Origin of the sequence: Gimesia aquarii (genome assembly GCF_007748195.1) — a bacterium.
Taxonomy (GTDB): domain Bacteria; phylum Planctomycetota; class Planctomycetia; order Planctomycetales; family Planctomycetaceae; genus Gimesia; species Gimesia aquarii.
Map to the genome: position 1 here is coordinate 2,910,798 of NZ_CP037920.1, position 16,843 is coordinate 2,927,640.

Sequence of the window (16,843 nt, forward strand, 5' to 3'; positions counted from 1 at the left end):
ATTGTATGTAAATGCAACATGATTGCAAAAACGTATTTTGCAAATTTTTTCGAGAGAAAGTCGAGGATGAGACAGAGGCGAGGGCTAGACTTGTCGAGCAATAAGTCAGATTAGTTTACTTATGAGAAGAGATGGGATTGGCTCCAAGATAAGAGCCGTTTCGCATGCAGAAAATTGAAAAATCGCCACAGCTAGAAACGCTAAGAAATGGTTGGTTACCTTATTCGTTGTACGATTTGGAAGTTGTAAAGACAGGTTTAAAAAAAGCAGAACCGATTTTTATGCTTCGTTTTCTGCCTTTTGTTTGGCTGAGCGGTAGATGACTCCATTGATTTCTCCGCCCATCATGAGGATTGCACCTGTCAAATATAACCAGGCAAGAAGCACAATGAAGCCTCCTAAAGTGCCGTAGGTTTCATTGTAATGAGCGAAGTTTTCAACATACATACGAAATCCCTGTAACATCACGACCCAACTGATGACGACAAACAGGCTGCCGGGGGTAATAATTTTCCAGGGGAGTTTCACACTGGGGACAACCCAATAGATCACGGATGTTGAAATCAACATAAATCCACAGGCAATCGACCAGCGGACACCTGCAGAAAGTAGCAGGTGTAACCAGGGCGTATAAAAATATTTGAGTACGATCTGTGCTAACTCGGGACCTAGCACCAAAAGAATTACGGAAATTAAGAACAATAACAGGACACCAAATGTCAATAGCAGTGAAAGTCCACCTGCTTTCCAGAAGGTTCGCCTCTGATCGACTTCGAAAATCGCATCCAAACCTGTTCCCATAGTGAAAAACAAGCGTGTTCCTCCCAAGCTGAGCAAAGCTAAGCCAGCCATGATGAGACTATAAGTGGAATTCTTTTGAATGTCCTCTATTTGAGCAAATAGCATTTGAGAAACAGTAGTGGGAAGTCCTTGATTAATCGCATTTTCCATACTGACGATGACGCCTCTGATCGGTAATTGCGCCGTACACGCAATAATGACAATCAGTAATGGAACAAGTGTAAACATCGCATAATATGCAAACTGAGCACTTTGTGCGCTGAGTCGATGTTTGTTATATCCCCTCACAGCCTGCCTGATTAAATTCCAGGGAGTGAGTCCTCCAAACTTCCACATTGCTCGAAATCCAATTTTTCCGAGTTGAATTTGTTTCTGTTCTGTCATATCAAACCACTCGTAAGTTATGCAGTTAAATGATTTAGGTGTTTTCGGACTTCAAGATCTTAGCGAATTTCTTGATCGTTAAAATTGATATAATCATTAAAGATTAACATTTTGAAATGTCGATAGATTTGATGATAGGGGTACTTTTCTAAATAGACCTCTATTTTTTGAGCGAATTCTTGCTTCATGTATTCAAATTTAGAGATTAACCGGATTTCAAAATGCATTCATTGCTGAAAATAAGTGCTGGGATTTTACTTTGTCTGCCATTAACAGGGTGCGTAGGACCAGGCTATTATGATCCTTCGACAGGAATGGTTTGTGGTGGCGAATTTTATGGTCCAACTAACTTTGTAGATGATATCAAATGTTCGCTTTCTGAACACCGTGCTCATCGAATGAGGAAACGTTGTTGTAATCCCTGTCGAAGCTGTTGCAAAAAGGGGTGTAGGAGATCAATTCCTGCGATGGTAGCTTCCGGTACCTTTAATATTCAGGGGCCAGTTGATTCTTATGTTCCAGAAACTTATGCACCAGAAACATACGCTCCACAAACATATGCTCCAGAATCCAGTTGTCCGCATTGTGGACCTCAAGGATCTAATATGAGTCCGGGGGAAATCATAGGGTCACCAACTACGGTTGTTCCTCAAAAAATCGCGCCAGTTCCTGAGAATTCTCATAATGGTATTCTCAACAAACCTGCTCCCGCACCCGCTGCAGAGGATCCAATGCCGAAGTCGAGTTCAGTACCACCGGCTATGTTGCATACTCCTACCGTAATCCCTGATGCTGCGATTCATCAACAGGGCACACGACGAGTCCAATGGGTTCCTGCTCAGGTTCACTAAGCCAAATTGAATTCACAGCTGTTGCAAAAGAGAATGTTCAGGAGAAATTGGGTGTATCAAAATGGTTACTTTAATCGAGAAGATGCCCCAATTCTCAGTTTCCTGGTTTTGAAATACCTTGTATATATTTCTTGTATTTTTCTGTGCTTCTCAGCTGCAAATGTCGAGTCTGCGATTTATCAAGTGGGCTCTGATCAAAAATATAAACAGGTGGAAAAAGTTCCCTGGGAAAGTTTGGCAGCCGGGGACGAAGTGCATATTCATTGGCGGCCGCAGCCGTATCATTCGAAGTGGGTAATCTGCCGGCGGGGAACAAAAGATAAACCGATTATCATAAAGGGAATTCCTTCTGGTAAAGGGGAATTACCTGTAATCGATGGACGTCGGGCGATGACCCGTCCCGAGTTGCGATACTGGGGAGAACAGCGAGGGATCATCAAGATTGGTGGTGCCCGCGATCCAGCTGATACAATGCCTGCTTATATCGTAATTGAGAATCTGGATATTCGTAGTGCGCGGCCGGCTTTTTTTTACTTTAACTCAGATGGTTTACAGAAGTACTTTCAAAATGCGGCCGCTATTTTTATTGAAAAAGGCGAGCATATTACGATTCGAAATTGTTATTTGCACGATTGCGGAAATGGCCTGTTTGTTGCATATGAATCAAAAGATTTATTAATTGAGAACTGTTCTATTTATCACAATGGTATCTCAGACAGTTATTATGAGCACAATGTCTACACGGAAGCGGCCGGAATCACATTTCAGGGAAACTACCTGGGTCCATTACGAAAAGAATGTTTGGGGAATAATCTCAAAGACCGCTCTGCCGGTTTAGTTGTACGATACAACTGGATTGAAGGTGGAAATCGTGCGTTGGATCTTGTCGATTCTGAAGGCGGTGATACGATTCGCTATGATCCTCGGTACCGCACGACTTATGTTTACGGCAACGTGCTCGTCAAGCAGAAAGAATCCCCCAATAGCCAGATAATTCACTATGGTGGTGACAGTGGTGATGAAAGCGCTTATCGTAAAGGGACCCTCTTTTTATATAACAATACGATAGTTTCAAGGAGAGCGTCCACAACATTGGTGAGATTATCTACCAATGCAGAGCATCTGGATTGTCGTAACAACATCTTATATACATCACACGCAGGAAAAAGCTTTGCAATTCTAGATGAAGAGGGGACAGCCAACCTCAGTCATAACTGGTTAAAAAAAGGTTGGAAGAATGCTCATTCTCGAAGTTTTGGGAATGTAAGTTCGGAAGATGAGATCTATTCTGGCGACGATCCCGGATTTCAGAACGCCGAAAAGAATCTGTTTTTTCTCACTCCTCATTCTGCTTGTCTGAGCAAGGCAGGGGCGCTACCAGGACCTGTGATAAAAAACTATCCAGTAAAAAAACAGTTTCAAGGACCACGGGGTACAACTGCACGCCCCGCAGATTCCTTAAAAGATCTCGGGGCTTTGGGCAGACAAACAAAGAAAAAAAAATGACTTGCAATCAATTACTAGATTTGAATTGATTTGCAACTTCGACTAGAGTTTTGACCATACAGCCAGTTCCACCACCTTCACGGTGCGGCAGATTCGCAGAAGCAAACGCGGGGCCTGCGATATCAAGATGAACCCAGGGGGTTTTATTAACGAAGTTTTCCAGAAACTTGGCAGCCGTAATCGCTCCACCCCAGCGAGTTCCGACATTCTTCAAATCTGCAACATCACTCTTCAATTGCTCAGCAAACTGAGGAAGCATAGGCATTTCCCAGACATCCTCTCCAGTGGTTTTGGCAGCATTTTGAACTGTTTTAGACCAGTCTTCATCGTTAGAAAAGAGACCAGTCACTTCTTCCCCTAACGCAACCACACAGGCGCCTGTTAACGTCGCAAGATCGATTACTTTTGTTGCTCCTCGATCGACGGCTAAAGTGAGAACATCTGCCAGCACGAGTCGCCCTTCGGCGTCCGTATTGAGTACTTCGATTGTTTTTCCGTTGCGCGCAGTCAGCACGTCTCCCAGTTTATAAGACGAGCCATTCACCATGTTTTCGACTAATCCCATGTAGCCAACAACATTTACGGGCAAATTTAGTCGCGCGATGGCAGCCATCGCACCTAGTACAGCTGCAGCACCACCCATGTCACATTTCATGGTTTTCATCCCATCACTGGGTTTGAGAGAGAGCCCTCCACTATCAAAGGTGACTCCTTTTCCAACCAGTGCCAGAGTGGGGGCAGAGGGATCGGCACCTTGATGTTTGAGAATTGCCAAGCGCGGAGGCTGATCACTGCCTTGTGCAACAGCCAGCATAGAGCCCATTTTTTCTTGTTTAAGTTGATTCTCATCCAGAATTTCAGACTCTAATCCGTAAGCATATGCGATTTCTTTTGTGCGGTCTGCGAAACTGATCGGAAAAATGTCTCCGGCGTGTCGATTCACCATTTCTCGTGCCAGATTGATCGATTCACCTAAAACAGTTCCCAGTTCAATAGCTTTTTGGTAAGCAGTCTGATCTATAGATTCAGTACCTGTAAGCAAAATATCTTGGAACGGAAACCGGGCTGCTTCCTTACGATACAGGTCTTGTCCGACCGCGCCCACGACCATAGAAGAGCTAATCAATTCTGCTGAATGTTTTGGTGTGATCGAAGTATTTTCTACCTCAGGAAGAAGAACGGCTATACGGGTATTCTCTTTGTTGGAGATCGCGCGGGCGGTTGTTAACATCGCTTTTTCGAATGCAGCTGCGGAAAGTTCTGTCGCAGAGCCAAGGCCGACTAATATGATTCGCTGCGTTTTGATCTCTGTTAAGCCGAGCAAACTAGAGGTTGACGCCAGTTTGCCTGTGAAGTCTTCGCTTTCTCGTAATCGTGTGATCAATCCACCTAGCGTTTCATCCAATCGAGCAACCGTATCAGGTAAAGGCTCAGATTCTAAAAGTCCAATGACTAACCAGTCAGCAGAAACAGATGAAATCGATTCATTCGTCAATTGTATAGCCATTCGTTGTCCAAATCCCTTTATCGTGAGTACACGTCAGATTATGATAAGTTGATTCCATAGTCTAACAAAATAGGAGTAAAAACCAAATGAGAGATATCAGAATTGCTGCTGCTCAGTTTGAAAATCGTAATGGTGATAAAGCATATAATTTACAACGAATTCGTGAACTCTCAAAACAGGCTGTGGAACAGGGAGCAGAAATCGTTAGCTTTCATGAGTGCTGCATTCCTGCTTACACGTTTGTGCAATCATTTTCAAAAGAAGAGTTAGCTGATCTGTCCGAACCGGTTCCCAACGGTCCAAGTACTCAGGAATTAATGAAAATCTCACAAGAAGTGGGCGTTCCTATTTTGGCGGGACTTTTAGAATTGGATCAGGGAGAAATTTACAATACCTATATTTGCGTCGATGGGACAGAACTGGTCGCTCGATATCGAAAGCTACATGCATTTGTAAATGCTCATGTGGCTTCTGGCAATGAATATGTTGTATTTGATGTGCGCGGTTGTCGCTGTGGTATCCTGATATGTTATGATAATAATATCATCGAGAATGTCCGTATGACGACAATGCTGGGCGCTGACATTATTTTTATGCCACATGTTACTTGTTGTCTGCCTTCAGTCATGCCCGGTCGTGGTCTGGTTGATCCGGAGCTATGGCATAACCGTGATCGAGACCCAGTTCGACTGCGACAGGAATTCGAAGGGCCCAAGGGGAAAGGTTGGTTGATGCGCTGGCTACCGGCGCGTGCCTATGATAACGGCATCTATGCAATTTTCACGAATCCGGTTGGAATGGATGATGATGAAGTGAAACCAGGGCTTTCGATGATTTTGGATCCGTATGGCGAGATTATCGCTGAGTGTACTAAGTTAGGTGATGACGTCGTTGTCGCTTTATGCACGGCAGAAAAAATACCCCCATCAAGTGGACGCCGCTATATTCGAGCGCGACGTCCCGATTTATATGGGAAACTTGTCGAAGCTCCTAAAGAACCTCCGGTGACTCAACCTGGGTGGGAATTAAAAACATCGGGTTAAGTTTTAATTCGATTTGAGAGCGGGATCACTGAAGCCTGCCTCCTGAAAACCTTTGGCGCGTAATTGACACGAGTCACAATGCCCACAAGGCGTGCCATCAGGTAATGGATCGTAGCAGCTGTGTGTTAAGCTATAGTCGACACCCAGTTCCATTCCTTTTTTGATAATCTCAGCCTTTGTTAGAGAGATGAGTGGAGTATGCACGTTCCATCTACCATCGCCTTCTACGCCAGATTTTGTCGCTAACGTCGCGGTTTTCTGAAAAGCCTGGATGAATTCGGGACGACAATCAGGATAGCCACTATAATCAACCGCATTCACACCGATAAACAAATCAAAGGCATTCAAAGTTTCTGCCCAGGCTAATGCCAGCGAAAGAAACACAGTATTTCGCGCAGGTACATAAGTAATAGGAATGCCGGTTTCTAAATCGTGTTCAGAACGGTCTTTGGGAACATCGATATCAGCTGTGAGTGCCGATCCACCAAAAACGCGCAGATCGAGTGGAAAGATCACAAACTGTTTCACATCAAACGATTGACAGACTTTTTTTGCGGCTTCAAGTTCATGTCGATGTCGCTGACCATAATCGAACGAGAGCGCGTACAATTCAAATCCAGCATTTGCGGCAATGGCCAATACGGTTGCAGAATCGAGTCCGCCACTGACAAGAATGACGGCTTTGCGAGAACTGGTTGTCATCGATAAAAATACTCCTGAGATTGATTCGCGCTAAAAAAGGAAGCTATCAGGAGCGATAGTGTGATGCAATCCCGTCGCAATCATCGATTAAATATTTTCACTAACTCTAGCAGAAAATAAAATCGTGATAAATTTAAAAGAGGCCATCGATGATTTCACCTGCGGCAATGGGTGTCGGCCGTGGAAGTCGAGGGAAATAGGTTTGATGTGAATCAATTCCCATCGCGTGATAGATTGAAGTGGCAAAGTCTTCTGGACGGTAGGGTCGTGTACTGGGCAAGCTTCCTGTTCGATCAGTGGCTCCAATCACAACACCGCGTTGGACCGGTCCACCCGCCATTAATACGCTGCCAGCATTAGGATAATGGTCACGGCCCGATGTGGCATTAATTTTAGGAGTACGGCCGAATTCACCCATCGCCACTACTAAAGTTGTCTCCAGTAATCCACGTTGATCAAGATCATCCAGTAAAGTAGAAAGCGACATATCTAACTGTGGCAAGTTACCTGGACCCGAATAGCTGTGCCAGCGTTTATTGCTAGGCATACCTGTGGGACGATTAGAAAACGACATCATGGAATCAAAGAGCCAACCATGATTATCCCAAGTACCATTTGTTTTGGCGTTACCAAATAATCCACCTTGGACTGCCTGATTGATAGTGACAAATCGAGCACCTGCTTCTATCAATCTGCGTGCGAGTAAAACGCGGCGACCATACATATTATCGCCATAGCTTTCACGTGTTTGAGGAGACTCTTCATCTAGATTGACTGCTTTTTGCATCGCTCCGCTTGTTAGCATCGCAATTGCTTCTTCTGTAAATTTATCAACTGATTCCAGTTGCGAATTTTTCACCGATTGCAATTGACTGAGGTTTTCCAATTGTGCCAACATCGAAAGTCGATCTTCAAAACGAATTCTGGATAGATTTAGTCCTCCCAGTTCCATTTCCGGTTTTTGGGGATCACCTTTGAGATCGAAGGCAGAGTAGGCAGCGCCTAAATATCCAGGTGGATTGGTATACCGCGCTGCCACAGGCAAGCCAAGGTATGGAGGGACACCTTTAACCCGGCTACCCTGTAATGCGGAAATGAGGCAACCAAAATTGGGAAAATACTGTTTTCCAACAGGGGCAAATCCACTGGCAACATGTTGTGAGCCGGTGAGGTGTGATCCGCTTTTGCCCTGCCAGGACCGAATGATGGCTACCTTGTCCATCCGAGTTGCCATGAGGGGAAGTTTTTCACTGATGAATGTTCCTGGCACATTCGTACTGGTTGGTTTCCAGGGACCACGAATCTCTAATGGGGCATTTGGTTTGGGGTCAAATGTTTCAAAATGACTCGGACCACCGGCCAGGAAAATAAAAATACAGGAAATGTCTGATTTAGTTGAACTCGTAGCAGCCTGAAGTAACTGTGGTAAATTCAATCCGAACAGCCCGACACCAATCTGCATCGCCTGTCGTCGATTTAGTAAGTGAGGGGCGCACATCCCGTTGTAAAACGCATCAGCCATCTATTCGACCCATTAGATAACAATGTGGAAGTGAAGCGGTGTGCTTGTACCAATGATTCTATCAAATAAAATCCAATCCGGCCAGATATAGTTTGGCCTGATTGCATTTTTGAGGCTTCTGAAATAGTTGCACAGAGATGTATTGAATGTTACATCACACAGGAGCTTATTAGGGAAGAGTCGGATACTGGGAAATTAGTGCAAGCCTCGCGTAGTAAGTTGGGGACCCTGCATATTGATACCCGAATGGAATAATACGAGGGTTATACATGCGATCATAATAGCCGAAACCCCTGAATTGGAGAGAACCAAAAGTGAACGAAGGGCGGTAACCATTGTAGTAGAAACTGTGTCCAAAGTAAGGCGAGCCATACCAATTGGACCGTATCAGGTCGCTATACATGTAAAGTGCCGGTGCTGAATATCGGTTTCCATAATAGTAGTTTTGAAACCAGGGAAACGAGTTGTGATAAGTAGAATATCGATTTCGATAGGCGACTCGATTGTTAGCTCGGTGACGTGGATGATTGCATTGGGAGCATTCAGGCATTTCTGCTACAGCAGGAATTGCACGTGGTTCAATTTCAATTAAATCGGTTGCATTGACAGGAGCGTTGGTGAGTTTAGAGTCGTTCGATGAATCAAAGTTGATTTCTCGAGTGGCGTAAGAATTCAAGCCGGGGGCTGGTGAAATCTGAACGGTCCAGATTTGAGCTCTGTCGGTTTCTGTTGACACGTTTTCTGGTTTGGTTGCTTCATTCGCGGCGAGAGCATCGTTCGCAAAGCAGTTAAACAGGATCAATCCGACACCAATACTAAATGTCAATAGATTTTTCATAGCAGGTACTTTGAACTTAGTGAGATATACAACTGATTTTTTGATGTTATCACGATAAAATGACTATTTTCTATCCTAGAGAGCCAGATAGACCATTTACCAATAAAATTCCCGATTCTAGCTCGAAAAGGCATAAATTATCCTGGCATTCGCACTCAGGAGTCATGGTGGCTTGATGGATTGTTCTTAGCTGATTAATCTGCCTATGCATAACCTGTATTGTAGTAGAGGTTATAAAAGCTTACACATTCACATTTAGAGATGAAGTGGAGAAACAACGTGGCCGCAAAAGCCTGGGGAGGACGATTTCAACAGCAGACTGATGCACGCGTTGAAGCATTTACAGAATCAATTAGCTTTGACAGCCGACTGGCAGCTGTCGACATTAAAGGGTCGCAGGCGCACGCACAAATGCTTGCCAAGGTTGGATTAATTTCCGACGAGGAATGCCAACAGATTTTAGAGGTTCTGACGCAAATCGGAGTTGAGATTGAGCAAGGTCAATTTGAGTTTCGATTTGATCTCGAAGATATTCACATGCATATCGAAAGTGCTTTAATTGAGCGTGTCGGTGATATCGGTCGTAAGTTGCATACCGCACGTAGCCGTAACGATCAAGTATCGACAGACCTGAAACTTTACACGCGGGAAGCCATCCATCGAATCGACTCGCTCCTCAAAGACTTGCAGGTTGCTTTTGTTGAACGTTTTGAACGAGACCAGGATTTAGTGCTTCCCGGCTTTACGCACTTGCAGCGCGCACAACCTGTGAAGGCCGCCCATTACTGGTTCGCATATTGCGAAAAGTTTGATCGGGATCGCCAACGTCTGCAGGATTGTTTGAAACGAGTGAATGTTTCTCCTTTAGGGGGGGCCGCGCTTGCCGGAACATCACTCCCCATCGATCGACAATATACAGCTCAATTATTGGAATTCACAGATGTTGCCCGGAATAGTTTAGATATTTCCAGTGATCGAGACTATCTGGCTGAGTTTTGTTTCTGTATGGCACTGGTTGCGACTCATCTCAGTAACTGGGCGGAAGAATGGATTGCCTGGTTTTCGACTGAATTTGGTTTTATCAAGCTTCCCGATGCATTTACCACTGGTTCATCTATCATGCCACAAAAACGAAATCCGGATGTACTGGAATTGATTCGGGGAAAATCGGCTCGTCCGATTGCTGATGTCCAGCAGATCTTGGTTTTGTTAAAGGGGCTGCCGATGGCGTATAACCGAGATATGCAGGAAGACAAGCTGGCACTGTTTGATTCATATGATACCGTTGCCGCGTGCTTGGAGTTAGCGGCTGCAATGGTCGAAGGGGCAGAGCTACAACAGGAAACGATCACTGCCAAACTGGAAGATGGCTTCCTCGACGCAACCGCTTTAATGGAGTATTTGATTAAAAAAGGAACACCGATGAGAACCGGCCACGGAATTGTCGGGAAACTAGTCGCATTATGCGAATCGCGTCAATCTCGATTGGTTGATCTCTCTCTCGAAGAACTGCAACAAGCTTGTCCACAAATTGAGGATGATATATATCAAATTTTGGGGGCACGAAATGCGATGGCAGCACTTTGTAGCTTTGGTTCCGGGGGTGAGGAACCAGTGAATGAGCAATGGCAATACTGGAAAGAAAAACTCGGTATATAAATACACGTTGAATTGCTCTTTGTATTCCTTTGGTTTTGCAGAGCTTCCATTTTAAGTTTATGAGAAATATCAAATTAACGCTGGCCTATGATGGATCGGAGTTTGCCGGTTGGCAAGTTCAGCCCAATGGTCTCTCGGTTCAAGCCTGTGTGGAAACAGCAATTGAGAAGCTGACTCAGCAGAAAAGTGGAGTGCTAGTTGCGGGGAGAACAGATGCTGGCGTTCATGCTTTAGGGCAGGTTGCTAACTTTCAAACAGAGTCTTCCATTCCATGTAAAAATATTCTATCAGGTTTGCAGCGTTTTTTGCCAGACAGTATCTGTATACGAAAAGTTGATGAAGTTGATGCCGAATTTCATGCGACTTATTCTGCGGTTCAAAAACGTTATCGATATGTGATCCATAATACGGCAATTGTTTATCCTTTTTTGAGACGATATGTTTGCGAATTTGGAAGACCGCTTAATTCAGATGGAATGCACACAGCAGGTCAGTATCTATTGGGAATGCATGATTTTCGTTGCTTCGAATCTCATTTTCCTAATAAAGCGACAAGCGTACGAACCATTAAAGAATTGACAGTTCAGAGGACATCTGTCTGGCCGGTTTGGAATGAAGGCAGGCTACAGCAGACTATTGATAGAAATTCTACTCAGGGTGAATTTATCACAATCGATATTGTTGCAGATGGCTTTTTATACAATATGGTTCGTGCGATTGTCGGAACGTTATTAGAAGTGGGAGTCGGACGTTGGTCACCCGGTGATGTACAGAAAATTCTTAACTCTCTCGACCGTTCTCAGGCTGGAGCCACGGCACCTGCGAATGGTTTATATCTGGTTCAGGTTGACTATGAAGGATGATTTTTTCAAAGTACGTTTGATCCGTTTTACCTGAGAATTCGTTTCAGCAGTAACCGACTTTATTTTAATTCGTAAGAGATAGCCCCCTTACAATATTTGATCTTGATTGATACAGAATCTGGAAAGTGAATGATGAGTCAACAACCCCCTCCTTTGCCTCCGGATAACGCAGAAGAGCCCATTTTTTTGGAGGAATCGTTTGTAGGGGGTGGACAGCAAATCGACGATGAAAATGGTCGAATATTTCCCTGTGAAGGCTGTGGCGCTGACCTGGTGTTTCATATTAAAACTCAAAGTTTGAAGTGCCGACATTGTGGATTCGAAAAAAAGATTGGATTCTCTGACGAAGAAGTGGTGGAAGAGCAGGATTTTTATGGCATGCTCGCTCATTTGACAGAACTGAGAGAGCAGCAGACTGAAGGAGATGAAGAAGAAAAACGCGAAGTACAGTGTGAAAGTTGTGGTGCTACACTGCTTTTTGTGGATACGATGACCAGTTCTGAATGTCCTTATTGTACTTCGCCGATTCAGTTAGAAAATGTTCATACCTGCGAAAAACGTGTTCCCGTTGATGCCGTTTTGCCGTTTCAAGTAGAGCAGCAGACTGCGCGACAAAATTTAAGTGACTGGGTAAAATCACTTTGGTTTGCACCAAATGATTTTGTTGCCAAGGGAGCTGACGGAACGTTTCATGGTGTCTATCTACCTTATTTCACTTTTGATTCCATGACCAGTACACATTATACCGGCCAGCGGGGTGAATATTATTACGTGACAGTTGGTAGTGGAAAGAATCGACGCACTGTACGTCGTACGCGTTGGTATCCCGCCTCTGGTTCTTTTCAGCGTTTTTTTGATGATGTTGTGATTCTGGCTTCACGCGGTTTGCCACGAAAACTGATTCGGGAGTTGGAACCGTTTCCAATGCAGTTACTCGTTCCTTTTCGTCATGCACTGTTGGCCGGGTTTACTGCCCGGACTTATGATGTCGAGTTAGATGATGGTTTTATATTGGGCAAAGAGCGGATTGATGCTGCCATTTATTCCGATGTCTGCAGTCGGATTGGTGGCGACACTCAGCGAGTCAGTTCAGTACAAAGCCAGTATGATGCGATCACTTATAAGCACCTCTTGTTGCCCCTTTGGCTGATGACCTATAAATATAAGGACAAGCTCTATCAAGTCGCCGTCAATGCGGCGACAGGGGAGGTACATGGGGAGCGTCCTTATAGTTGGGTGAAAATTCTGCTGGCATCACTGGCTGCGGGTGCTTTAGTGCTCGGTGGTTTCGCTCTTGCCAATCAATGAGCATGATCTCAGATTTTCCAATCAAAAGTGCTTTCAGATGTAGAATTAGCGATTTCGGCTACTTTGTGCCTTTATTCACTCCCCAATTCTTGAGAGTCTCCAGAAATTAGAAACTGTTGCTTCGGGACGGTTGCCGATCAGCCAGAGGCTAGTTAAAAAACAGTCAATATAATGCTTTTAAGTACGTTCATTGAGCAAAATACATTGTTAAGGAGTGATTAAGAGATGAACCATCCAATTCGAGTTGCGGTGACTGGCGCCGCTGGCCAAATAGGTTACGCAATGTTGTTTCGTCTGGCATCAGGGGAAATTTTTGGTCCCAATCAGCCTGTAATTCTGCATCTCGTGGAAGTTCCGCCCGTTCTGTCAGCTTTAGATGGTGTCGAGATGGAATTGGAAGACTGTGCTTTCCCTACTTTAGCAGGAGTTGTGAAAGCAGACAGTGATCATCTGGAAGATGCGTTTGCCGATTGTAATTTCGTAATCTGTGTCGGAAGTATTCCTCGAAAAGCGGGGATGGAACGTGGCGATTTGATTCGCATCAACGGCCCCATTTTCACAAGTACAGGACAAGCAATCCAGGCAGCAGCAGCAGACGATGTTCGAGTTGTCGTCGTCGGAAATCCTTGTAATACAAACTGCCTGATTGCGATGCATAATGCTCCCAAGGTTCCGCGCGACCGCTGGTATGCAATGACTCGTCTGGATCAGAACCGAGCGGTCTCCCAGATTGCCAACAAAGCAGGGCAGCCTGTTTCTGCTGTAAAAAATATGAATATCTGGGGAAATCATTCAGCAACACAATTCCCTGATTTTTATCATGCAACGATTCATGGAAATCCCGTGCCTGAGATTATTGAAGACCATGACTGGTTACGTGGTGAATTTATTGAAACCGTGCAGAAACGCGGAGCAGCTGTGATTCAGGCACGTGGTGCTTCCAGTGCAGCTTCAGCAGCAAATGCCGCTTTGGATACGATCAAAAGCATCATTACTCCTACAAAGTTAGGCGAGAGCTTCAGTGCGGCAGTCTGTAGCGATGGGAGTTATGGTGTTGATGAAGGGTTGATCTGTGGATATCCATTGACCAGTGATGGCGTAACCTGGAAAATCGTGGAAGGGATTGAGCATGATGATTTTGCTCAGGATAAATTTACTGCGACTTTACAGGAATTACGAGATGAGCGCGATGTCGTTCGTGATCTATTGCCTGAATAATCTATGAACGATATTAGATTAGTGAAAGAGTCACAGTCATTTGACGTGGCTCTTTCTGTTTATACCAAATAGAAAAATGAGAATCGGTCGAATCTATCATGCAGTCGGAAGAATTACGAAAAATCGATAATGAACATGTTTGGCATCCTTTCACACAGATGAAAACGCATCGGGATGAAAACGTGCCTATGATCGAATCCGGAGAAGGTTTCTTTTTGAAAGATAATGAAGGGCGCGCTTATCTGGATGGTGTTTCCTCACTTTGGTGTAACGTGCATGGCCATCGTGTTCCAGAAATCGATCAGGCGATTCGAGAGCAATTGGACAAAATCGCGCACACGACTTTATTAGGGCTGGCGAGTGTTCCATCTATCGAGTTAGCAAGCGAGTTAGTAAAGAGAACTCCAGAGAAACTGACGAAAGTATTTTATTCTGACAGTGGTTCGACAGCCGTTGAAATCGCATTGAAAATGGCGTTTCAATATCATGCACAGAAACAGACTCCTGATGATCAACCTCGAGATTTATTTGCCTGTATGCAGCATGCCTATCATGGTGATACCATTGGTTCTGTCAGCGTAGGAGGAATTTCAATTTTTCATGAGATTTTCGGTAGCTTATTGTTTGAATCAGTACAAGTGCCCTGTCCGACGGCGTTTCACTGTCCTGAAGGATATACAGAATCTAGTTATCTGGAATATTGCAATCAGGAGTTGGAACGATTGATTACAGCGAATCACCAGAGATTGGCCGCGTTTATTATAGAGCCGCTAGTGCAAGGTGCAGCGGGGATGCTGATGCACCCTCCTGGTTACTTAAGACGTGTGCGTGAATTGACCGCTCGATACGGAATTCCGCTCATTGCCGATGAAGTAGCCGTTGGTCTGGGACGTACTGGAACGATGTTTGCCTGTGAGCAGGAAGACGTAGCTCCTGATTTTCTTTGTCTGGCGAAAGGTATCACTGGAGGCTATCTACCTCTGGCAGTGACTATGGCCACAGATGAGATTTTTAATGCGTTTGAAGGAGCACCCGAAGATTACAAGACATTTTTCCATGGCCATACCTATACTGGTAATTCTCTTGCCTGCGCAGCCGCTCTTGCGACTTTAAAGTTATTCCATACTCAGCAGACTCTCGAAAATGTTAAAGAGAATACTGAAATTTTATCTCACCGATTGGCCGAACTACAAGATCACCCGCACGTGGGCGAAATCCGTCAAAAAGGAGTGATGGTGGGGATCGAACTGGTGTCAGATCGAGAAGCAAAAGCAGCTTTTCCTGCGGGTAGGCGAGTCGGGCATCAAGTGACCTTGGCTGCCAGAAAGAATGGGGTGATTATTCGCCCGTTGGGAGATGTCGTCGTTCTGATGCCTGCACCTGGCATGCCTGCCGAATTAATCCATCAACTATGTGATGTCGTGTTTTCAGCCATTGATGAAGTGATCAGTCTGCAGGTTGCGTAGAGCAATACAGAAGTCATACTGGAATTAGGAATTCTCAGGCTCATCTTTGTCAGGAGATGGTTCAGATGAAGGGGGCGCTTGCTGTTCCATCTGCTTAAGTACATCTTTGATGTCCACTGTTTTTATGTCTTTTAGGTTCTCTAGTGAAATATCAGATTGTTGTATGAGTTTTGCTGTTTTACTGTGGGCAAATTTTTGATCATTGATTGAAAATCTCCAGACCATAAACGCCAGTGTGATACTGATGATCAAAAAGAGACTGATCATGTATTTTGCTGCCCCCGAAGAAGAACGAGTTTGTGCTTTCGATGGAGGAAACCAGCGAATTTGTCGCGCGATTAATAAAGGCGCTGTTTGTAGTTTACCTGCCACTGATGGATAGCCATATTTTTTAAAATAATAACCAGTAATCTGAATAGAGGGCATTTCTTTTAGATTGTCACCTCGAGGAATTCCCTCTGGAAGTTTGGTACAGAGCACTCGCCAGGGGTGAGTTCCGGAATCTTTCGAAAAAAACCAGCCCTCATAGAGTGACTGAATTCCGTAGGAATTTTCACTAACTGGCACAGAAGTGAGTTTTTTGAGTCGTCCTTTCACTGTTATGAGTTGACCTCGGTATTTCGATGATTCCGTCATCACGACAACGAAGGGAGGTGCAGCTTCAGCCGACTGTTCTAAAACATTCTGTGGAATAGAAGCGGCTTTTGCGAGTAGATAATAGAGCGCCCCGGCTTCATGATTGCGGATACCAAGTGTGCTATCAGAAACAGATTTCAGAATTTTGGGATCAATTCGTACATCATATTCCCCATTTTTTAGTTGCGTTTTGACTGTTTCAGGAACATTGATTTCAGGATTGCGTTCTGATCGAAACTCATCAGGTTTCAGTTCCGATTCTTGTTTAACACTGAAATCAATTTCACGATTAGGAATATCAGTTTGCTGATTGGTAGCCTCATTCTCTGGACGACCAGTTAACCAGTACCAGTTACTGGGTTTGGATGCAAAATACATTGCTATAAAAATAACACCAATCGCGGCGACCAGTCTGAAAAGTCGAACTTGATCGCGACGGCTGAAGTAGGAAGGCGTAGTAGATCGTTTATGAAACCGCATTCATCAACGCCTTTTTCTCGTTCCTTTTTTGATTTTTGTATTTCAATAGCCACTCATGC

14 protein-coding genes are annotated in these 16,843 nt (G+C 44.5%); 8 read left to right on the plus strand and 6 right to left on the minus strand.

From position 1 onward, the window contains the following. Positions 1 to 279 precede the first annotated feature (279 nt). Complete coding sequence (locus tag V144x_RS11700) at positions 280 to 1,185, minus strand: YihY/virulence factor BrkB family protein (protein ID WP_144985336.1); 906 nt, start codon at positions 1,183 to 1,185, stop codon at positions 280 to 282. A 221-nt stretch (positions 1,186 to 1,406) separates the two neighbouring features. On the opposite strand from V144x_RS11700, the gene V144x_RS11705 reads away from it, so the two are divergent. Beyond that, a complete protein-coding gene (locus V144x_RS11705; protein WP_144985337.1) occupies positions 1,407 to 2,036 on the plus strand; it encodes a hypothetical protein in 630 nt (209 codons plus the stop codon). Between the two features lie 51 nt (positions 2,037 to 2,087). After that, positions 2,088 to 3,542: a right-handed parallel beta-helix repeat-containing protein gene (locus V144x_RS11710; RefSeq protein ID WP_232102795.1), complete on the plus strand. Its 1,455-nt coding sequence runs from the start codon at positions 2,088 to 2,090 to the stop codon at positions 3,540 to 3,542. Between the two features lie 7 nt (positions 3,543 to 3,549). On the opposite strand, the gene V144x_RS11715 is transcribed toward V144x_RS11710, so the two are convergent. Then, positions 3,550 to 5,049 (minus strand): leucyl aminopeptidase, encoded by a 1,500-nt coding sequence (locus V144x_RS11715; protein ID WP_144985339.1) that lies wholly within the window; start codon positions 5,047 to 5,049, stop codon positions 3,550 to 3,552. 86 nt (positions 5,050 to 5,135) lie between these two features. Here V144x_RS11715 and V144x_RS11720 point away from each other — a divergent pair, with 86 nt between their 5' ends. Continuing rightward, entirely contained in the window at positions 5,136 to 6,092 is a 957-nt protein-coding gene (locus tag V144x_RS11720) for a nitrilase family protein (RefSeq protein ID WP_144985340.1), read from the plus strand. 3 nt (positions 6,093 to 6,095) lie between these two features. On the opposite strand, the gene queC is transcribed toward V144x_RS11720, so the two are convergent. The 3 genes from queC to V144x_RS11735 form a co-directional block, all read right to left on the minus strand. After that, positions 6,096 to 6,794, minus strand: a complete 699-nt coding sequence (gene queC, locus V144x_RS11725) for a 7-cyano-7-deazaguanine synthase QueC (RefSeq protein ID WP_144985341.1) — start codon at positions 6,792 to 6,794, stop codon at positions 6,096 to 6,098. Positions 6,795 to 6,927: 133 nt separating this feature from the next. Further along, positions 6,928 to 8,316 carry a DUF1501 domain-containing protein gene (locus V144x_RS11730; RefSeq protein ID WP_144985342.1) on the minus strand — a complete coding sequence of 463 codons (1,389 nt, stop codon included), beginning with the start codon at positions 8,314 to 8,316 and terminating at the stop codon, positions 6,928 to 6,930. A gap of 169 nt (positions 8,317 to 8,485) precedes the next feature. Beyond that, the gene (locus V144x_RS11735; protein WP_144985343.1) at positions 8,486 to 9,154 is read right to left on the minus strand and encodes a hypothetical protein; all 669 of its coding nucleotides are present in this window, start codon (positions 9,152 to 9,154) and stop codon (positions 8,486 to 8,488) included. 279 nt (positions 9,155 to 9,433) lie between these two features. On the opposite strand from V144x_RS11735, the gene argH reads away from it, so the two are divergent. The 5 genes from argH to bioA all read left to right on the plus strand — a co-directional run bounded on the left by argH (position 9,434) and on the right by bioA (position 15,668). Continuing rightward, positions 9,434 to 10,813, plus strand: coding sequence for an argininosuccinate lyase (argH, locus tag V144x_RS11740; RefSeq protein ID WP_144985344.1), 1,380 nt, complete (start codon positions 9,434 to 9,436; stop codon positions 10,811 to 10,813). Positions 10,814 to 10,872: 59 nt separating this feature from the next. Next, positions 10,873 to 11,676, plus strand: a complete 804-nt coding sequence (truA, locus tag V144x_RS11745; protein WP_144985345.1) for a tRNA pseudouridine(38-40) synthase TruA — start codon at positions 10,873 to 10,875, stop codon at positions 11,674 to 11,676. A gap of 129 nt (positions 11,677 to 11,805) precedes the next feature. Continuing rightward, positions 11,806 to 12,984, plus strand: coding sequence for a hypothetical protein (locus V144x_RS11750; RefSeq protein ID WP_232102796.1), 1,179 nt, complete (start codon positions 11,806 to 11,808; stop codon positions 12,982 to 12,984). A 225-nt stretch (positions 12,985 to 13,209) separates the two neighbouring features. Continuing rightward, positions 13,210 to 14,202 carry a malate dehydrogenase gene (locus V144x_RS11755; RefSeq protein WP_144985346.1) on the plus strand — a complete coding sequence of 331 codons (993 nt, stop codon included), beginning with the start codon at positions 13,210 to 13,212 and terminating at the stop codon, positions 14,200 to 14,202. A 98-nt stretch (positions 14,203 to 14,300) separates the two neighbouring features. Then, a complete protein-coding gene (bioA, locus tag V144x_RS11760; protein ID WP_144985347.1) occupies positions 14,301 to 15,668 on the plus strand; it encodes an adenosylmethionine--8-amino-7-oxononanoate transaminase in 1,368 nt (455 codons plus the stop codon). A gap of 24 nt (positions 15,669 to 15,692) precedes the next feature. Here bioA and V144x_RS11765 read toward each other — a convergent pair whose 3' ends face one another. Next, positions 15,693 to 16,784: a hypothetical protein gene (locus V144x_RS11765; RefSeq protein WP_144985348.1), complete on the minus strand. Its 1,092-nt coding sequence runs from the start codon at positions 16,782 to 16,784 to the stop codon at positions 15,693 to 15,695. Positions 16,785 to 16,843: the final 59 nt, after the last annotated feature.